The organism is Acinetobacter genomosp. 33YU, assembly GCF_001990725.1.
In the GTDB taxonomy this organism is placed as follows: domain Bacteria; phylum Pseudomonadota; class Gammaproteobacteria; order Pseudomonadales; family Moraxellaceae; genus Acinetobacter; species Acinetobacter seifertii.
On the sequence record NZ_LFZQ01000004.1, the window covers coordinates 235,072 to 252,700 of the forward strand.

The following is a 17,629-nucleotide window of genomic DNA, read 5'->3' on the forward strand; positions in this document are numbered from 1 at the left end:
CATTCTAAATTACGCTACATCTGCATTAGATAACTTTGCGTACTCTCTTAAAAAGTTATGTAGCTCAGGTACATCTTTAGCAATCGTTAAAGGCTGGAACTGTTGTAATACTTCAATCGAATGCACACCATAGCCTACACCAATACGCGGCATCCCTAAACGCTGCGCCATCTCAAGATCATAGCTACTATCACCAATCATGACTGCACGCTCAACACTCACCCCAGTGACTGTTAATATTTCTTGCAACATGAGTGGATCTGGTTTTGATCGAGTTTCATTGGCTGCGCGAGTCACATCAAAAAGATGAGTACTTTGTGTTTTTGCAATCACACGGTCTAATCCACGACGGTTTTTACCTGTCGCTACGGCAAGCTTTAAACCTTGGGCTTTTAAATCATGGAGTAGTTCAGAAACACCCTCAAACCATGCATCACTAGTCGAGTTCGCAATATAGTGATCGCCATATGCTTTTAAAATCGATTCATGTAGCTCGGGCGCTTCCGGAAACAAAGTTTGCATCACTTCCGGTAAACCTAAACCGATAATACTTTTTGCAGCTTCATCAGTCAGAGTTAACTCATGCTGCTCTGCCGCATGCTGTAAACTTGCAACAATCTGACCAACAGAATTATATAAAGTACCATCCCAGTCAAAAATCACTAATTCGGTTTTCAGACTCATTTTGCTACTCTCAAAGCATCTAATAACTGGGTCATGTCTTCTGGTAAAGGCGCTTCGATCGTCGGATAACCCGGAATATCTAAACGCATCGCATGTAAACACAAACGGCGTGCTTCAGGGCCTGCATAAGCTGTGTTATGCCCGTATTTATCATCACCAATCAAAGGGTGTCCAATACTTAAACCATGTACACGAATTTGATGTGTGCGACCTGATAAAGGTGAAGCATGAACCAACGTGGCATTTTTAAAGCGCTCTGCAACCACCCATTCAGTTTTACTTGGTTTACCTTCTTTAGATACACGTACACGACGCTCGCCATTGGCTAACTCATAGCGGAATAAAGGAGCATCAATGAGTTGCTTATCAAGACTTACCTGACCTTTTACAATAGCTGCATAGGTCTTACGAATTTTGTGTTCACGCAACATATCTTGTAGCAACTTTAAAGTGCTACGTTTTTTACTGATCATGACCAGACCAGAAGTATCACGGTCAATACGGTGAATGAGCTCTAAATATTTTTTGCCTGTCGCCGCACGTAGTGCCTCAATCAAACCATAAGCCACACCACTACCGCCATGTACAGCAATACCAGATGGTTTATTTACAACTAATAGACCTTCATCTTCGTAAACCACACGGCTTAACAAACTTTGTGCCACACCATCACTTACAGGAACAGCTGTTTCATCTTTTTGTTCATAGCGAATAGGCGCAACACGAATTTGATCTCCAATTGCGATTTTGGTCTCGGCTTTAATACGTTTTTTATTCACGCGAACCTGACCTTCACGAATCAAACGATAAATTCGACTCTTTGGTACACCCTTTAAACGTGAAAACAGGAAATTATCGATTCGTTGTCCTGCTTGATGCTCATCCACCTCAAACCAAGTGACACTTTGCCATTGCTGTGTAGAATTCATACTAATATTTAAACCTGAAATTTTACGAAATTTGATTAATAAATGACCGATTAGCTTAGTTTTTTCACAAGAAATCTAAGCTTAGCCCATAGGCAGATGCTGCAAGGTTTGATATAGTCAGCGCACGGATACCGCCGTAAGTGAACATCTAATGGGAATTTTCCCTGATTGAAACCTCAATCAAAATGATGCTTTCATCACCAGCTCGGATTGGTCCTAAAGAATTATGCCGACGCCGAAGGCTTATTATATCGGCAAAATGACAAACTGTTGCGTTTAATTCAGTTTGTTCAAAAAAATATGTTACCAACTCTAGTTGGTTATGGAACGTAAACTGATACACATCAGACAAATCGATCCTTAATGTTGCCTTCAGGCTAAAGCGTTGATGCATTGGAACTGCCGAAAGCACCGATACGATGAGCATTCCGTATCAAACTTCCAATAAAGAAGTCACTTTGCGGCCAATGACAGTGAAAGTCATTAACCAATGCACCGCTCACCCGCCAGTGAAGCAAAAAGGAATTCCGATTTAAAGGTTGAAGCAGTATTGCCTACATCACAGACGAGAATCGAAGCTAAGGCTAAATGTAGCCGGTAACAGATGACTCAGACCACAAGTATTTTGAGATCTGGGAAATGATCCGTCATGTTCGATGTTCGTTCAGAACCTTTAAGTTTGTTTGGTTTGTTTGTGTGAGTCACTATTAGGTGTCACACCCATGAAACGTATGTTGATTAATGCAACTCACGCCGAAGAAGTTCGCGTTGCACTTATCACTGGTAATCGTCTTTACGATTTTGATTTAGAGAATCGTACCCGAGAACAGAAAAAATCCAATATCTATAAAGGCCATGTCACCCGCGTAGAACCTTCATTAGAAGCTGTTTTTGTTGAATACGGCGCAGGTCGTCAAGGCTTCTTGTCTATGCGTGAAATTGCGAATAGCTATTTCCAGGCAGATCCTCGTCAGACTTCAAACATTCGTGAACTTATTACTGAAGGCACAGAGCTTTTAGTTCAGGTTGAAAAAGAAGAACGTGGTAATAAAGGTGCAGCCCTTTCTACTTTTATTTCTTTAGCAGGTCGCTATTTAGTTCTTATGCCAAATAACCCTAAAGGTGGCGGTATCAGCCGTCAAATTTCGGGTTCAGTACGCGAAGAGTTAAAAGAAATTTTAGCCTCTTTAAATGTACCTCGCGGCATGAGCGTGATTGTACGTACTGCTGGTATTGGCCGTACTCAAGAAGAATTACAGCTTGATTTACAGCACTTACTTGACCTTTGGGCACAAATTCAAAGTACAGCAAGCTCTGGCCCTTCTCCAATGCTTGTTCACCAAGAAGCTGGTGTTGTAACACGCGCAATTCGTGATTACTTACGTGATGACGTTGCTGAAATTTTAATTGATAGCGAACAAGCTTATAACGAAGCTTATAACTTTGTTAAAGCAGTCATGCCTCGTCAATTAGACAAATTAAAAACTTATACTTTAAATGAGCCATTGTTTGCTCATTTTGGTATTGAAAGCCAAATTCAAACTGCTTACGAGCGTGAAGTAAAACTTCCATCTGGCGGTTCAATCGTGATTGACCAGACTGAAGCTTTAGTTTCAATCGATATTAACTCTGCGAAATCAACTCGCGGGCATGATGTTGAAGAAACTGCACTGAACACAAACCTTGAAGCAGCAGAAGAAATTGCTCGCCAGCTTCGTCTTCGCGACATTGGCGGTTTAGTTGTAATCGACTTCATCGATATGACTAAAGAACGCAACCAACGTATGGTTGAAGCAAAACTTCGTGAAGCAACCCAGAGCGATCGTGCCCGTATCCAGTTCGGTCAGTTGTCTCGTTTTGGCTTAATGGAAATGAGCCGTCAACGCTTACGTCCATCGCTTGAAGAAGCAACAGGTTATGTATGCCCTCGTTGTCATGGTACAGGCATGGTTCGTGACCTACGTTCGCTTTCTCTTTCAATCATGCGTAAAGTTGAAGAGATTGCTCTTCGTGAACGTCATGGTGAAGTTCAGGTTGAAGTTCCAGTTGAAATTGCAGCCTTCTTGCTTAATGAAAAACGCCATAGTCTGGTGTATTTAGAGCAAACTTCTGGTGTACGTGTGACTGTATTACCTCACCCGCACTTAGAAACTCCGCATTACGAAATTGCGTATAACCCAGACGGTTTTGCTCCATCTAGTTATGAACGTACTGAAGCAACTCGCTCAAGCGAAAAAGAGCTGGGTTATGAGTCTTCTGAATGGCATTTAGAAGAAGCAGATCACGGGCATGCACATGCAACAGCTCAAACTTCAAATAATGCTCCAGCTCAGAAAAAAGCAAACCAAGCAAGTCAACCTGTAGCACAGCAAGCTGTAGCTCAAAAAGCGGCAAGTCCTTGTGCATGGTTAGAAAACTTATTTGTTCAAAAACAAGCGCAAACTGTTGATCAATCTCGTTCAGCACAAAATGCCGCAGCTGCGATTGAGCAAATGGTAAATACTGGTGCTGTTAGCCGTGGTCAGTTTGGTCAAGTGGCTGTACCTCCTGTTGCAGAAGTTGCGCCAGTTCAGTCAAATAATGCTTATATTTCACAGTCACCTGTGAAACAAGAAGTTCGTGAACATGTTGAAAAAGATGATAGATCTCAACAACAACGTCAGAACAACAAAAAGCGTAAACATAAAGAGCAACGTGAACAGCATCAGCAAGCTCATGAACAACAACATCAAGTTCATGAAGAAGTGGTTCAATTGTCACGCCAAGAGCAACGTGAATTAAAACGTCAGCAAAAGCGTCAACAACACCAAGATCAGCAACATCAAAATAATGATGTACAACAAACTGAGAATGTTGTTCCACGCCGTGATCGTAATAATCAACAACGTCCAAACCGTCCAAATCGCCATCGCGATCCAAGCGTATTAAATGAAAATCAAAATACGCCAGCGGCACCAGTAGTTGTTGATGAAAAACAAGTTAAAGTAGATGTAATTGACGCACCTAAACATGATGTCATGAACACAGCTTTAATCATCAACGTTGACCAAGGTCAAAGCGAAATTGTTGCGCTAACGCCTGAACAAAAGGTTGAACATGTTGAAGCGGCTCCTGTTGAAGTTGCTCAAGAGCCAACTCCTGCACCAGTTGTAGAAGAGAAAGCTGTTGTTGCAGAAACAAAAGAAGCGCAACCAACTAAAGAAGCTACTCAGCCTCAAATCCAACGTGCTAGCAACGATCCTCGTATGCGTCGTCGTCAGCAACGTGAAGCTAAACAAGCTAAAGCAGCTACTCCAACTGTTACGCCATCGCAAATTCCAACTTTGGCACAATACACAATTGGTAGCTTAATTCGTCACGTATATGGCGAAGACTGCACTGTGTTAATTGAACAATTTGGTTTAGTACCAACGTTTAATCGTGCTTTGCAGAAGTTTACGGCACAGTACGCAAGTACTTTGGTGGTTGAAGTAACTTCAGAAACAGAAGAGAAAAAACCGGTAACTCGTGATGCAGAACTTCCAAGCCATAAACCAGCTGAAGAAGCAGAACCAGCACCAGTGCTTCCACTTACTCCATCGCAAGCGCCGACTCCACGTGTTGCAAATGATCCACGTGAACGTCGCCGTTTAGCAAAATTGGCTGCTGAGCAAGCATTTGAGCAAGTGAAGCAACAACACTCTACTCAAGAAGAAGTAGCTACCCCTGCTCCTGTAGTAGAAGAAACTGTTGTTGCTCCTGTTGCTGAAACACAAGCGCCTGTTGAATCAAAGCAACAACCGCTTGAGCTTGATCAAGTAACTGAGGTGGCATCTAGCGTAGAAGAAGCGCCAGTTGAAGCTGTAGTAGAGGCTCCAATTGCGAAACAGCCAAAAGCAGCGGCAAAAGCTAAAGCAGCTCAAGAACAAGCTGCTGAGTCAACTGAAGCTCCGACAGAGAGTGAATCAGAAGATTCTAAAGCTGATAAGGACAAACCAAGTCGTCCTCGTCGCCCTCGTGGCCGTCCACCAAAAAAAGCTAATCCTGTAGCTGAGTAAGCCATTTGCTCAATTGCAGCTAATTTAAACAAACCTAGTCATTTCGATGACTAGGTTTTTTTTGTTATTTTTAACCAATTAGGTTGATTGCACTAGAAGAAAAGTTTTAAAAGCATGGTGAACCATGAAAACTATTGGACTTTTTGCCCACACAACCTTTTTTGGATTGATCGAAAAATAAATAGGATTGATATGAGCCAGACAACACAGACCGATATCATTACTCTTGGTGATGTTGCCACAAGACTTCCTAGCTTCATTCCCAAAGTACCCCATATCCTAAATGGTCTTAAACAGGCTTATTTAAGAACATCACATACTCCAACAGGTTTGGGTATTGCTTTTGAAAAAGCTGTTAAACGGAATCCAAAAGGCACGGCATTATTATTTGAAGATCAAAGTTATTCTTATGAAGCTTTAAATGAATGGGCAAACCAGATTTCTCATTACTATCTTTCTATTGGAGCGCGTAAAGGGGACGTCATTGCTGTAATGATTGAAAACCGCTCCGAGCTAATCGCAACAATTGTTGGTTTGGCTAAAATTGGGGTGACCATTGCACTTGTGAATACATCTCAAGTCGGTAAAGTTCTCGCCCATAGCATCAATCTCGTAAAGCCAATTGCTGTTATTGCGGGTGAAGAAGTTCGAGCAGCTATTGATGAAATTCGCCAAGATTTAAATGTTCCTAAAGACCGTTTTCATTGGTTTGCAGATCAAGCAACACGTCAAAATGCAGGTAAAGCACCTCAAGGTTATGCGAATCTAGCTGAAAAAATTGATCAATTTCCAAAATTTAACCCATCGACTACTCGTTCTGTGACGGGTAATGATGGCCTGTTCTATATCTACACCTCTGGTACAACAGGTTTGCCAAAGGCTGTTATTTTCAAGCACAGTCGCTGGACATTAGCGTATGGCACTTATGGTCATATCTTAAACTTAGGCCCAGATGACGTTATGTACGTTACCTTACCGCTTTATCATGCAACAGGTGTGGTGGTTTGCTGGTGTGGTGTAATCGCAGGCAGCTCTACTCTTGCTATTCGACGTAAATATTCGACTAGCGCATTCTGGAAAGACGTTCAAAAATTTAATGCGTCTGCAATTGGTTATGTTGGCGAACTTTGCCGTTACCTAATGGATGCTCCAGTTACCGAACTTGACCGTAACCACCGCGTCACCAAAATGATCGGTAACGGCATGCGTCCAAACATCTGGGACAAGTTCAAACAACGTTTCGGCGTTAAAGAAGTGCTTGAACTTTATGCATCGAGCGAAGGTAACGTTGGATTTAGCAATATTTTCAACTTCGACAACACAGTTGGCTTCTCTCCTACACCATATGCCATTGTTCAGTTCGATAAAGAGAAAAATGAGCCTATCCGCGACAAAAACGGCTGGTGTCAAAAAGTTAAAGCAGGTGAGGTTGGCCTACTAGTTGGAAAAATTACTAGCCGCTCTCCATTTGACGGTTATACAGACCCTGAAAAGAACAAATCTGTAATTTGGAAAGATGTTTTCAAAAAAGGCGACTCTTATTTCAACACAGGTGATTTAGTTCGAGATATTGGTTTCCGTCATGCTCAGTTTGTGGACCGTCTAGGCGACACTTTCCGCTGGAAAGGTGAAAACGTATCGACCACTGAAGTGGAAAACATGGTATGCGAATACGAAAAAATTGCTGAAGCTGTCGTTTATGGTGTAGAAATTCCAAATACCAATGGTCGTGCTGGTATGGCAGCCATCACGCTGGCAGATGGTGAAGAGTTAAATGACGCAGATTTAACCGAAATGGTGTCTGTCTTTAAGAAGTGCTTGCCTGCTTATGCCGTACCTGTGTTTTTACGTGTACAAAAAAAGGTCGAAACAACAGGTACTTTTAAATATCAGAAGAATAAACTGAAAGAAGATGCGTTTAATCCGAGCAAAACTTCTGAACGTTTACTCGCTTTATTGCCTGGTGCAAACAGTTATTGTGACATCACAACTGAAATTTTTGACAACATTCAGGCATATAAATACCGTTTTTAGTTCATTTTTTAGCTAAACAAGAGGAAATCGTGCTTTTTATAGGCAATCATGCAAATGTTTTTAAATTTCCTCTTGTGTTAGTTGAATAACTTGCTAAAATACGCGACATCAAAACGATACAGTGTTTAGAAGTATTACTTCTCTCTGAGTCAATACGAGTTTGATTGCTTAAGAAAATCATAGATTTTCTCTTGCACTCGGGTAAAACGTTGTTTTACTTAATCCTCGCTCAGGGTCGTTAGCTCAGTTGGTAGAGCAGCGGACTTTTAATCCGTTGGTCCCGCGTTCGAGTCGCGGACGACCCACCACTTATCTGTTTTGAACCTATTTGGGTCGTTAGCTCAGTTGGTAGAGCAGCGGACTTTTAATCCGTTGGTCCCGCGTTCGAGTCGCGGACGACCCACCAAATTCTAAAAAGCCTCTCACAATTTGAGAGGCTTTTTTATTGTTATCTTATTTTCTTTTTATGACTAAAAGATGACGATGCATTTGCGATTTAAAACCTCTCCAACCCAACTCATAAAAACTTCTAATCGTTTTGGAATATAGCTTCTGTTGGGATATAAAATGTTAAGTGGAAGTGATGCTGCACTATAAGCACTCAACACTTCAACTAAAATACCTTGCTCTATTTTATCTTGAACATCGTAGTAAGGAACTTGAATAATCCCCAAGCCCGCACAAGCCGCAGCACTATAAGCTTCGGTATTATTTACACTTAAAGCACTATCCATCATGACGGTTCCACCCGAATATACAAATACGCCCTGCTTTTCGCCTACAGCTCCCGCGTAGTTAATCAGTTTGTGCTGTGATAGATCTTCTAATTGTTCAGGCGTACCGTACTGTTCTAAGTAATGGGGGCTTGCACAGTTCACCATGACCAAATGACCAATCAATCTTGCAATTAAACTACTGCTATCTAGCTCACCTACCCGAACAACACAGTCAATCCCCTTTTCAATTAAGTCAGTCATGTCATCAGAACTATTGAGCTGCAAATGAATATCTGGATAACGATGATAAAAATCTGACAACTCAGGAATAATCACTTGATGCACAATCCGACTGGGCATTGAAATTTTTAATGTGCCGCGATAATGCTGTTTTTGCGTCTGGATCAGTTGTTCTAATTGTTCATAGTCAAACAACAAGTTTTGACACTCTGGCAATATTCGCTGTCCATCTTGCGTCAAGCTTACTTTACGAGTGGTGCGGTGAAATAAGCGTACGCCATAGTGAGTTTCAAGTTGTTGAATGGCACTGGTTACCGTTGAGCGAGGTAGATCGAGTCGATGTGCCACTTCACTAAAGCTTTGCCGTTTAGCGACTTCTGTAAAAATAAAAAATTGCTGCAACCGATCCATTTTAATTGTTCGTATTTTCTGAATAGTTAAACCAAACTAGCATAATTGATCAAAAATTACCGCCAATCTAGACTAAAAACACATTAGAACAAGTCATCATAGGAATAACCATCATGGCAACTCATACGCTTAAAGATAAAGTTGTATTGATTACAGGCGGCGCAAAAAACTTAGGTGGACTCATTAGCCGTAAATTTGCAGAACACGGTGCGAAAATCGCAATTCACTACAATAGTTCAGAAACACAAGCAGATGCCGAACAAACACTCGCAGATGTAAAAGCATTCGGTGTAGATGCTGTTTTAATTCAGGCAGACCTAACTCATATCGATAACATCGAAAAACTTTTCATAGATACCAAACAGCATTTTGGTGGAATTGATATTGCCATTAATACAGTTGGAAAGGTTTTAAAGAAATCATTTTTAGAAACCACAGAACAAGAGTTTGATAGCATGAGCGATATCAACTCAAAAATTGCCTATTTCTTTATTCAATCGGCAGGTCGTCATTTAAATGACGGCGGAAAAATCTGTTCAATCGTGACTTCTCTTCTGGCAGCCTACACGGGTCTCTATTCAACCTACGAAGGTTTAAAAGCACCTGTTGAGCATTACACCCGCGCTGCATCGAAAGAATTTGGAGATCGCCAAATTTCTGTGACTGCTGTTGCACCCGGCCCCATGGATACACCTTTCTTTTATGGTCAGGAGTCTGCCGAAGCAGTCGCTTACCATAAATCTGCTTCAGCTTTAGGTGGACTTACTAAAATTGAAGATATTGAACCTCTAGTTCGCTTTTTGGTGACCGATGGTTGGTGGATTACCGGCCAAACCATTTTCGCAAATGGCGGTTATACTACCCGCTAAAATTAAAAAAGCCGCATCTCATCATGCGGCTTTTTCTTTAAGACTATTGGATTATAAAAACTCTTCTAGTACCGAGTTTAAGAAAATATGCCCTTGCTCAGTACATGCTAAACGAGCACTATCCTCTACCAATAACTTTCTCGAACGTAGTGAAGTAAGTACCTCTTTTAGCCTCTCTAAACTTAAACCAGTACGCTGTTCGTATAAGTCAGCGTTTACCCCATCATTTAAGCGTAAGGCATTCATCATAAACTCAAAAGGTAGCTCATCTGCCTCAATCTTTTTCATTTGCAAATGTTCGGCTGGAACCTTAGCTAAGTAATCTTTCGGTAAACGGGTCTTTTGGAAACGGTACACGCCATCTGGCTGTGTTACTTTGCCATGCGCACCTGCACCAATCGCAAGATAATCACCAAACTCCCAGTAATTTAAATTATGGGCTGAAGGTTGTTCTTTACGCCAAGCCGACACTTCATAGTTTACAAAGCCATTTGCTTTTAAATAGGCTTCACCTTGCTCTTGAATATCTTCTAATACCTCATCTTGAGGTAAAACAGGCTGAGTTCGGAAAAATACGGTATTTGGCTCAATAGTAAGTTGATACCAACTGATATGTGTCGCACCATGCTCTACAGCCATCTTTAAGTCATAAAGTGCTTGCTCTAACGTTTGCTCAGGCAGACCATGCATCAAATCGACATTAACTCGCTTAAAACCTGCTAGTCTTGCCTGCTCTATTGCATCCATAGCATTGTTTGCTGAATGAATACGTCCAAGCTTTTGCAAGTGATCGGTATTAAAAGTCTGTATACCAATCGACAAACGGTTAATACCCGCTTCTAAATAGCCTGCAAACGGGTCATGTTCCAGTGTTCCCGGATTAGCTTCTAAGGTAATTTCACAGTCATCTTCAAAGTTAAGCCGTGACTTAAGCTGCTTAAATAGCCATGCATAACCTTTGGCAGAAATGAGTGAAGGCGTTCCACCCCCAATAAATACACTGTGAATTGAACGCCCTTGGGCCATCTCAACTTGAGTTTCGAAGTCGGCTACCAACGCTTTTAGATAAGTTTGCTCGAGTTCTGCCGAAAGCGCACCATCAGGCACGGCATGCGAGTTAAAGTCGCAATAAGGACATTTACGCACGCACCAAGGCATGTGGATATATAAAGATAACGGAACAGAAGCAGGATTTAATACAGCCAAGGAACAAGGTCCAATTTACACAATATTTCTATTTTAACATGACTGCATCAATGGACTTATGAAAACATACCTTAATTGCTTTAGACTGTTCTTAAACATACTTAAATATTGATAAAAATGATGAAATTCTCTAGTCAACTTTTCCTGATCTTACCCTTAGCTATGGGAATCGGTGTTGCCATGGCTTTTCAAACTGCAATTAATGCTCAGCTTCGTGAGCAACTACACTCACCTTTGCAAGCGGCATTATTATCATTTTTCATAGGTACTATTGTTTTAGCCATTATGGTGTTCTTCCAAAGTGCTGAAAAACCCACTTTAAGTGAAATATCTAATATTCCATGGCTTCTTTGGACCGGAGGATTCCTTGGGGTTTATGCAATTAGCATGAGCATTTATACTGCACCTAAGCTTGGTTTTTTAACCTTTACAGGGCTAGTCGTTTTTGGACAATTGGTTATTTCTATGTTGCTTGACCATTTTGGATGGTTAGGTACAGACAAAACTCCTGTTACATGGCAACGGTTCCTAGGTGGAGTGGTGATCTTTGTTGGTGTGTTACTCACCCTACAGCGCTAGTTTCATTTTTATATTTATAAAGAGTATCTTTTGTGTCGAATGTCACGTCGTTTCGGACTGAATTAAAACAACTCTTCCATTTAATGCTACCTATTTTAATTACGCAGTTTGCTCAAGCAGGGTTCGGATTAATTGACACCATTATGGCAGGGCATTTATCTGCAGCCGACTTAGCAGCAATTGCTGTAGGGGTCGGTTTATGGATCCCAGTCATGCTCCTGTTCAGTGGCATCATGATTGCAACTACACCGCTAGTTGCAGAGGCAAAAGGCGCTAGAAATACAGAACAAATTCCTGTCATTGTTCGTCAGTCATTATGGGTTGCCATTATTTTAGGTATAATGGCTATGCTCATTTTGCAGCTTATGCCGTTTTTCCTACACGTGTTTGGTGTTCCAGAAAGCTTACGACCTAAAGCAAGCTTATTCTTACATGCCATTGGGTTAGGTATGCCAGCCGTCACCATGTACGCAGCGCTACGTGGCTATTCAGAAGCTTTAGGCCACCCACGCCCTGTCACCGCGATTAGCTTATTGGCCTTAGTGGTTTTAATCCCTCTAAACATGATTTTCATGCATGGCTTAGGGCCAATTCCTGCTTTAGGTAGCGCAGGCTGTGGCTTTGCAACATCCATTTTACAATGGCTCATGCTGATTACTTTAGCTGGCTATATTTATAAAGCTTCAGCTTATAGAAATACATCTATTTTTAGCAGATTTGATAAAATTAACCTGACTTGGGTTAAAAGAATCTTACAGCTTGGTCTGCCAATTGGTTTAGCGGTGTTCTTTGAAGTAAGTATTTTTAGTACAGGGGCATTGGTGCTTAGTCCACTGGGTGAAGTATTTATTGCTGCGCACCAAGTGGCTATTTCAGTTACTTCGGTGCTGTTTATGATTCCGCTTTCACTTGCGATTGCCTTAACCATTCGCGTGGGAACCTATTATGGTGAAAAGAACTGGGCTTCTATGTACCAAGTGCAAAAGATTGGTTTGAGCACAGCAGTATTTTTTGCTCTATTGACCATGTCATTTATTGCTCTAGGCCGTGAACAAATTGTCTCGGTTTATACTCAAGATATAAATGTTGTACCTGTTGCGATGTATTTACTCTGGTTTGCAATGGGTTATCAGTTAATGGATGCTCTACAGGTCAGTGCTGCTGGCTGTTTAAGGGGTATGCAAGACACCCAAGCGCCGATGTGGATCACCTTAATGGCGTATTGGGTAATTGCTTTTCCAATCGGGCTTTACTTGGCACGTTATACCCATTGGGGCGTAGCTGGCGTATGGCTAGGTTTAATTATTGGCTTAAGCATTGCCTGTGTTTTACTGCTCTCGCGGCTTTATTTAAATACCAAACGATTAAGTCAAACCTAATAAAAAAGCCGATGAAACATCGGCTTTTTTTATTTTATGCAGACTTTGCCCGCGGGCTTGCTCCAATTTGCCAGACAAAAGGTAAATCCGTACGGTTTACTTCCCAATCTCCAATCACTTTTTCTTTGTAAATAAGCGGATTATGTGAAGACACAGTACGCGTATTACGCCAGAAACGGTCAAGTTGTTTCGCTTGGCTACTTGCTGATGCACCTAATGCATTAAATAACTGACTTGTTAGATCGAGCACTAGGTTGGAAATTACCACCTGCCCTTGTGCCGACTCAAGCTCGGCATCTACATTAAACTGATGCTCTTTCACTTCAGACTCGGCAAAATGACTTTCATAAGCCTTTTGCAAGGCCTCGGCCGTTTTTAAGGTGATTGCCAGACTTGCATAGGCTTGAGCTGAGGCTTTACCCACTACTTGTAAAACTTGCGGATCATGACGAACCAAGTCACCATTACCATGACTAAAAATACGTTTACGGTCACGGATTTCTTGACTAAACGTCTCGACTGCGGCACGTGCAATACCTGTTAATGTTGCGAGATGCACCACCTGATAAAAAGCGGTTTGATACTTAAAACGTTGATCAAATGGAATGAGGTTTGAAGCTGGCAAATGGACCTGATGTACTTTTAAAGTACCACTGCCTGTTGTCTTTTGACCAAAACCATCCCAGTCATCCAGCACACTTACACCTGTTTCATGACGGTAAATAGCAGCAATCACATGACGGTCGTTCACTTCATCGTAGGCAAATAAATCAATCCAGTCTGCAAAAATACTTCCTGTTGAATAGTACTTTTCACCATTTACGACCAAGTTACCCGAAGCGTCTTTTGTGACACGTGTAACGACATCACCAATCTGTACATTTCCAACTTCTGTCCATGCATTTCCGACTAAATCGCCTTGTACAAAGCGCTGAAACCAAACCTCCTGTGAATGCTCTTTATGAGCAACCAAACGGTCTTCAACGAATGCAAAATGCCCTCGTAGTGCTTGTACAATATTGGAGTCAGCTTCTGCTAACTCTGCTAAAAGCTGGAAAAGTTGAGGTAATGAAACCCCATCTCCACCATATTTACGGGGTACTCGTACAGCACCCAACTTAGCTTCTTTTAGCCACTGAATCGGTTCAAAAGGCAAGATTCGTTCTTTTTCCCGTTGAATTGCCCCTTGTGCAATTTTTTCAAAAATGGGACGGAATCTGTTTGCTACCTTTTCATAATCAGCGCCTACAGACAGTTCTTCTAATTCAATTTGAGCTGTTGTCATTGTTATTCTCCTAATCTTGTCTTTTCTTGAATTTAGCTCCATGCATGACGAGGTGGCTGGACTCCATTGAGGTAATAGTTACCGACAATGTGATACTTCCAGCGCACAGGGTCATGCAAGGTATGGGTACGGGCATTGCGCCAGTGACGGTCAAGGTTGAGTTCAGATAAAGTAGAACGCGTACCCGACAACTCAAAAAGTTTATTGGCTGCCAAAATAGCAATTTCTGTAGTGAGTACTTTTGCCTCGGCAACCAATAGTGTGGCTTGGTTTACATGCTCTTCGGTGGTGTCAGCAATGGCCTGATCAATTGCATCTCCAGCCAAGTCCAGTACCGCTTCTGCTGCACGCAATTTAATTTTTAAATCACCAATGTTTGCAATCGTGTAAGGGTCATCACTGGCTTTTTCCAGACCTGAATCAACCCATGCACGGCTATGATTTTTGACGTATTGAATCGTTTCTTCAATTGCACCACGCGCGATACCAGCATCAACCGCAGCCTGAATAAACTGAGAAATAGCGCCTGCTGGTGTTGGACGTTCAAATGCTTGGTAAATCGGAACAATATATTCTTCACCTACTGGAACCTGATTTAGTTCTACCGTGCCACTAGCCGTAGTACGTTGTCCAAAACCAGACCAGTCATTAATAATATTGACCCCAGATGTTTCCCGTGGAACAAGCGCGGCATAAGGTTGCCCCTGTTCATTTACAGCAACAATTGGAATCCAATGTGCGAGCAAAGCACCCGTTGCAAAGAATTTTTTGCCGTTAATTTCATAACCCTCTTCGGTCTTTTCAAGTTTAGTTGTGAGGTCCGCGACTGTCTTACTATGTTTTTCGGAAAATGCGTTGCCAAAACGAATTCCTCTTAACACCAAGTTAAAAAAGAATTGTTGCTGTTCAGGTTTCGCATCTAGTCTTAAATGCTCAATAAAAGCCAAATGGTTTTGTGGCAACTGAGCAAGAGATGGATCAACACTCGCAATTGTTTTGATCACTTCCGCTAAAGTTCGATACTTAACTTGCGCGCCACCAAACTGCTTCGGCACAGTAATAGCCCAAAGACCGCTTTGTGAGAACTGTTGAATTTCATTTAAGGGTAAACGGCGTTCTCTGTCCCGCTCAGATGCTTCTTGAGCAAACTCTTGAGCAAGTTGCTTGGCAACCTCAATTGCCTCTTCATCAGAACGGATAATTTGTGCGTCTTTGGTCTGTTCAAATACAGATAAAGGAACCGCTTGAGAGCGACCATAGGATGAGTTTAGACTGGTCATAACTTTTATTGTCTCTATTTCTTATTTAACATGCCATTCACCTTAGCACTAAAAAAACAGTGACTTTATAGATATTAAAGCTTTGTTTATGAAATGAATTTTAAAAAGCTTTTCACATTTTTTACTTTAAAAATAACATATTGTTTTTCGAAAATATTCTTACACGCGCTAAACAATTTCATATAGGCTTTTTAAGTTTTGTCACCTATGATCAAAACTAGACAATATTATGTTGTAGTCAACGAGGTATCGAAGATATGGCAAAAAGTGCAAGTTCACCTGGCAAACGATTTATGAAACTTGCAGGAATGACCGCGAGCATTGCAACAAAAACCGTTTCTAATTCGATTCGAAACCTGGCTGCGGATGAAGAACAGAAACTAGCTGCAAAAACTAAATTGTTTCAAGATATCGGTCTACAGATTGCAGACACCTTAGGCGAAATGAAAGGTGCTGTCATGAAAGTTGGGCAAATTGCATCGCAATATAAAGATATCTTCCCGCCAGAAGTTGCTAAAGCGATATCAAAACTACAACGCCAAGCTCCAGCCATGCCTTTTGCAGCGATTCAGCAACAAGTTGAACGTGAGCTTGGGAAGCCACTCAATGCCGCCTTTAAATCTTTTGATGAACAGCCTTTTGCCGCTGCATCAATTGGACAAGTCCACAAAGCAGTTTTGCCAAATGGCCAACAAGTTGTGGTTAAGGTTCAATATCCCGGTGTTGATGAAGCCTGTGAAAGTGACTTAAAACAAGTGCGTTTAGCCCTTCGTTTAATGGGTGTACTTAAAATTGATAAAAAACTGCAAGATCAACTTTTTGCAGAGATTCAAGATAGTCTGTCAGCAGAGCTTAACTATGAAATTGAGGCTCAAAATCTTGAGGTCTTTAAAACTTTTCATAGCAAGTTAGATGATAAAATTATTATCCCGACTGTTTATAAAGATTACTCTTCAAGACGAATTTTGACCTTAAGTCTTGAACAAGGTGACAGTATTGAAACTGCGAGTTCTTGGCCTATCGAAATTCGCAATACAATTGGCCGTCGTTTAATCCGTGCTTTGGGTCAGGAAATGTTCTTTTTAAAACGTTTTCACTGCGACCCTCACCCAGGTAACTTTGCCTTCCGCCAAGATGGCAGTGTCATTATTTATGACTATGGCAGTGTTAAAACGCTTTCCAATGAAATTGTCTATAGTTTCAAACGATTGGTGAATGCAGCTCGTCATGAAGATATTGATCTTATTGAAACTGAGTTACTTGCCCTGCACTCTTTAACCGAGAAAGGTAAATTCCCGAGCGATCTTTATAAACTCTGGATTGAAGTGTTATTGCGTCCACTTACTACAAGCTATGACTTTGCAGAGAACTCATCACATCATGATGGCATGTTACTTGTGAAGAAGTCTTTAAAATATTGGGATGTCTTTAAGCCTTCACCAGATACCTTAATGGTCAATAGAACCATTTCAGGACACTACTGGAACCTCATTCACTTAAAAGTACATGACAACCTGAATGATTTATTTGAAGAACTTGTTCCACCTTCTAACTAATTCCATGAACTGATCCATGTAGCCTTTTGAGGTTGCATTGACTTATTTAATGTTATGTTATAACATTTCTTTAATCAAAAATAATTTAGGACAATCTCTCATGCGTAAAGATATTCATCCTGCTTATCAACAAGTGTTATTTCATGACACTAATGCAGACGTCTACTTCTTAATCGGTAGTACTCTTCAGTCTAAACAAACCAAAGAATATCAAGGAAAAGTCTATCCTTATGTGACCCTTGATATTTCAAGTGCTTCGCACCCTTTCTATACAGGTGAAGTACGTCAAGCAAGTAATGAAGGCCGTGTTGCAAGCTTTAACAAACGCTTCGGTCGCTTCAGTCGTAAGAGTTAATCTTGCGTTAAGATTTGACCAATACACTAAAATCATTGGAAGCCTAAGACTATCTCCTCCACTTAGGCT

Annotated in this window: 13 protein-coding genes and 2 tRNA genes; 9 read left to right on the forward strand and 6 right to left on the reverse strand. The window is 41.3% G+C overall.

Translation table 11 applies throughout. The annotated features are described in order from the left end of the window. Positions 1-9 precede the first annotated feature (9 nt). Positions 10-684, reverse strand: coding sequence for an HAD-IA family hydrolase (locus AC056_RS04010; RefSeq protein WP_039251825.1), 675 nt, complete (start codon positions 682-684; stop codon positions 10-12). Further along, positions 681-1,613: an RluA family pseudouridine synthase gene (locus tag AC056_RS04015; protein WP_077162807.1), complete on the reverse strand. Its 933-nt coding sequence runs from the start codon at positions 1,611-1,613 to the stop codon at positions 681-683. The genes AC056_RS04010 and AC056_RS04015 overlap by 4 nt, the downstream gene beginning before the upstream one ends. Before the next feature lie 722 nt (positions 1,614-2,335). On the opposite strand from AC056_RS04015, the gene AC056_RS04025 reads away from it, so the two are divergent. From AC056_RS04025 to AC056_RS04040, 4 genes are all read left to right on the forward strand, one after another. Then, the gene (locus AC056_RS04025; RefSeq protein ID WP_077162808.1) at positions 2,336-5,650 is read left to right on the forward strand and encodes an Rne/Rng family ribonuclease; all 3,315 of its coding nucleotides are present in this window, start codon (positions 2,336-2,338) and stop codon (positions 5,648-5,650) included. Between the two features lie 192 nt (positions 5,651-5,842). Further along, complete coding sequence (locus tag AC056_RS04030) at positions 5,843-7,684, forward strand: long-chain-acyl-CoA synthetase (RefSeq protein WP_077162809.1); 1,842 nt, start codon at positions 5,843-5,845, stop codon at positions 7,682-7,684. A 232-nt stretch (positions 7,685-7,916) separates the two neighbouring features. Continuing rightward, a tRNA-Lys gene (locus tag AC056_RS04035) sits at positions 7,917-7,992 on the forward strand. 22 nt (positions 7,993-8,014) lie between these two features. Further along, a tRNA-Lys gene (locus AC056_RS04040) sits at positions 8,015-8,090 on the forward strand. A gap of 64 nt (positions 8,091-8,154) precedes the next feature. On the opposite strand, the gene AC056_RS04045 is transcribed toward AC056_RS04040, so the two are convergent. Beyond that, on the reverse strand, positions 8,155-9,051 hold the full coding sequence (locus tag AC056_RS04045; protein WP_077162810.1) for a LysR family transcriptional regulator: 897 nt from the start codon (positions 9,049-9,051) through the stop codon (positions 8,155-8,157). 113 nt (positions 9,052-9,164) lie between these two features. On the opposite strand from AC056_RS04045, the gene AC056_RS04050 reads away from it, so the two are divergent. Further along, positions 9,165-9,920, forward strand: a complete 756-nt coding sequence (locus AC056_RS04050; RefSeq protein WP_077162811.1) for an SDR family oxidoreductase — start codon at positions 9,165-9,167, stop codon at positions 9,918-9,920. A gap of 51 nt (positions 9,921-9,971) precedes the next feature. Here AC056_RS04050 and hemW read toward each other — a convergent pair whose 3' ends face one another. Continuing rightward, positions 9,972-11,126 carry a radical SAM family heme chaperone HemW gene (gene hemW, locus AC056_RS04055; RefSeq protein WP_077162812.1) on the reverse strand — a complete coding sequence of 385 codons (1,155 nt, stop codon included), beginning with the start codon at positions 11,124-11,126 and terminating at the stop codon, positions 9,972-9,974. Between the two features lie 117 nt (positions 11,127-11,243). Between hemW and AC056_RS04060 the strand changes: the two genes are divergently transcribed. Together AC056_RS04060 and abeM are read left to right on the forward strand one after the other, a co-directional pair. Beyond that, positions 11,244-11,705, forward strand: coding sequence for a DMT family transporter (locus AC056_RS04060; RefSeq protein WP_004698953.1), 462 nt, complete (start codon positions 11,244-11,246; stop codon positions 11,703-11,705). A gap of 32 nt (positions 11,706-11,737) precedes the next feature. Next, the gene (gene abeM / locus AC056_RS04065; protein WP_213033468.1) at positions 11,738-13,084 is read left to right on the forward strand and encodes an MATE family efflux transporter; all 1,347 of its coding nucleotides are present in this window, start codon (positions 11,738-11,740) and stop codon (positions 13,082-13,084) included. A 34-nt stretch (positions 13,085-13,118) separates the two neighbouring features. Here abeM and AC056_RS04070 read toward each other — a convergent pair whose 3' ends face one another. Both AC056_RS04070 and AC056_RS04075 read right to left on the reverse strand, forming a co-directional pair. Further along, positions 13,119-14,369: an acyl-CoA dehydrogenase family protein gene (locus tag AC056_RS04070; RefSeq protein ID WP_077162814.1), complete on the reverse strand. Its 1,251-nt coding sequence runs from the start codon at positions 14,367-14,369 to the stop codon at positions 13,119-13,121. A gap of 32 nt (positions 14,370-14,401) precedes the next feature. Continuing rightward, positions 14,402-15,649 carry an SfnB family sulfur acquisition oxidoreductase gene (locus tag AC056_RS04075; protein WP_077162815.1) on the reverse strand — a complete coding sequence of 416 codons (1,248 nt, stop codon included), beginning with the start codon at positions 15,647-15,649 and terminating at the stop codon, positions 14,402-14,404. A gap of 257 nt (positions 15,650-15,906) precedes the next feature. Here AC056_RS04075 and AC056_RS04080 point away from each other — a divergent pair, with 257 nt between their 5' ends. Both AC056_RS04080 and AC056_RS04085 read left to right on the forward strand, forming a co-directional pair. Next, a complete protein-coding gene (locus AC056_RS04080; RefSeq protein WP_077162816.1) occupies positions 15,907-17,205 on the forward strand; it encodes an ABC1 kinase family protein in 1,299 nt (432 codons plus the stop codon). A gap of 100 nt (positions 17,206-17,305) precedes the next feature. After that, positions 17,306-17,560, forward strand: coding sequence for a type B 50S ribosomal protein L31 (locus AC056_RS04085; protein WP_077162817.1), 255 nt, complete (start codon positions 17,306-17,308; stop codon positions 17,558-17,560). The last annotated feature ends 69 nt before the right edge of the window (positions 17,561-17,629 follow it).

Bases quoted from the DNA above. Each gene is read 5' to 3' on its own strand.
- AC056_RS04010 (WP_039251825.1), bottom strand. From the start codon at position 684: ATGAGTCTGAAAACCGAATTAGTGATTTTTGACTGGGATGGTACTTTA.
- AC056_RS04015 (WP_077162807.1), bottom strand. From the start codon at position 1,613: ATGAATTCTACACAGCAATGGCAAAGTGTCACTTGGTTTGAGGTGGAT.
- AC056_RS04025 (WP_077162808.1), top strand. From the start codon at position 2,336: ATGAAACGTATGTTGATTAATGCAACTCACGCCGAAGAAGTTCGCGTT.
- AC056_RS04030 (WP_077162809.1), top strand. From the start codon at position 5,843: ATGAGCCAGACAACACAGACCGATATCATTACTCTTGGTGATGTTGCC.
- AC056_RS04045 (WP_077162810.1), bottom strand. From the start codon at position 9,051: ATGGATCGGTTGCAGCAATTTTTTATTTTTACAGAAGTCGCTAAACGG.
- AC056_RS04050 (WP_077162811.1), top strand. From the start codon at position 9,165: ATGGCAACTCATACGCTTAAAGATAAAGTTGTATTGATTACAGGCGGC.
- AC056_RS04060 (WP_004698953.1), top strand. From the start codon at position 11,244: ATGATGAAATTCTCTAGTCAACTTTTCCTGATCTTACCCTTAGCTATG.
- AC056_RS04070 (WP_077162814.1), bottom strand. From the start codon at position 14,369: ATGACAACAGCTCAAATTGAATTAGAAGAACTGTCTGTAGGCGCTGAT.
- AC056_RS04075 (WP_077162815.1), bottom strand. From the start codon at position 15,649: ATGACCAGTCTAAACTCATCCTATGGTCGCTCTCAAGCGGTTCCTTTA.
- AC056_RS04080 (WP_077162816.1), top strand. From the start codon at position 15,907: ATGGCAAAAAGTGCAAGTTCACCTGGCAAACGATTTATGAAACTTGCA.
- AC056_RS04085 (WP_077162817.1), top strand. From the start codon at position 17,306: ATGCGTAAAGATATTCATCCTGCTTATCAACAAGTGTTATTTCATGAC.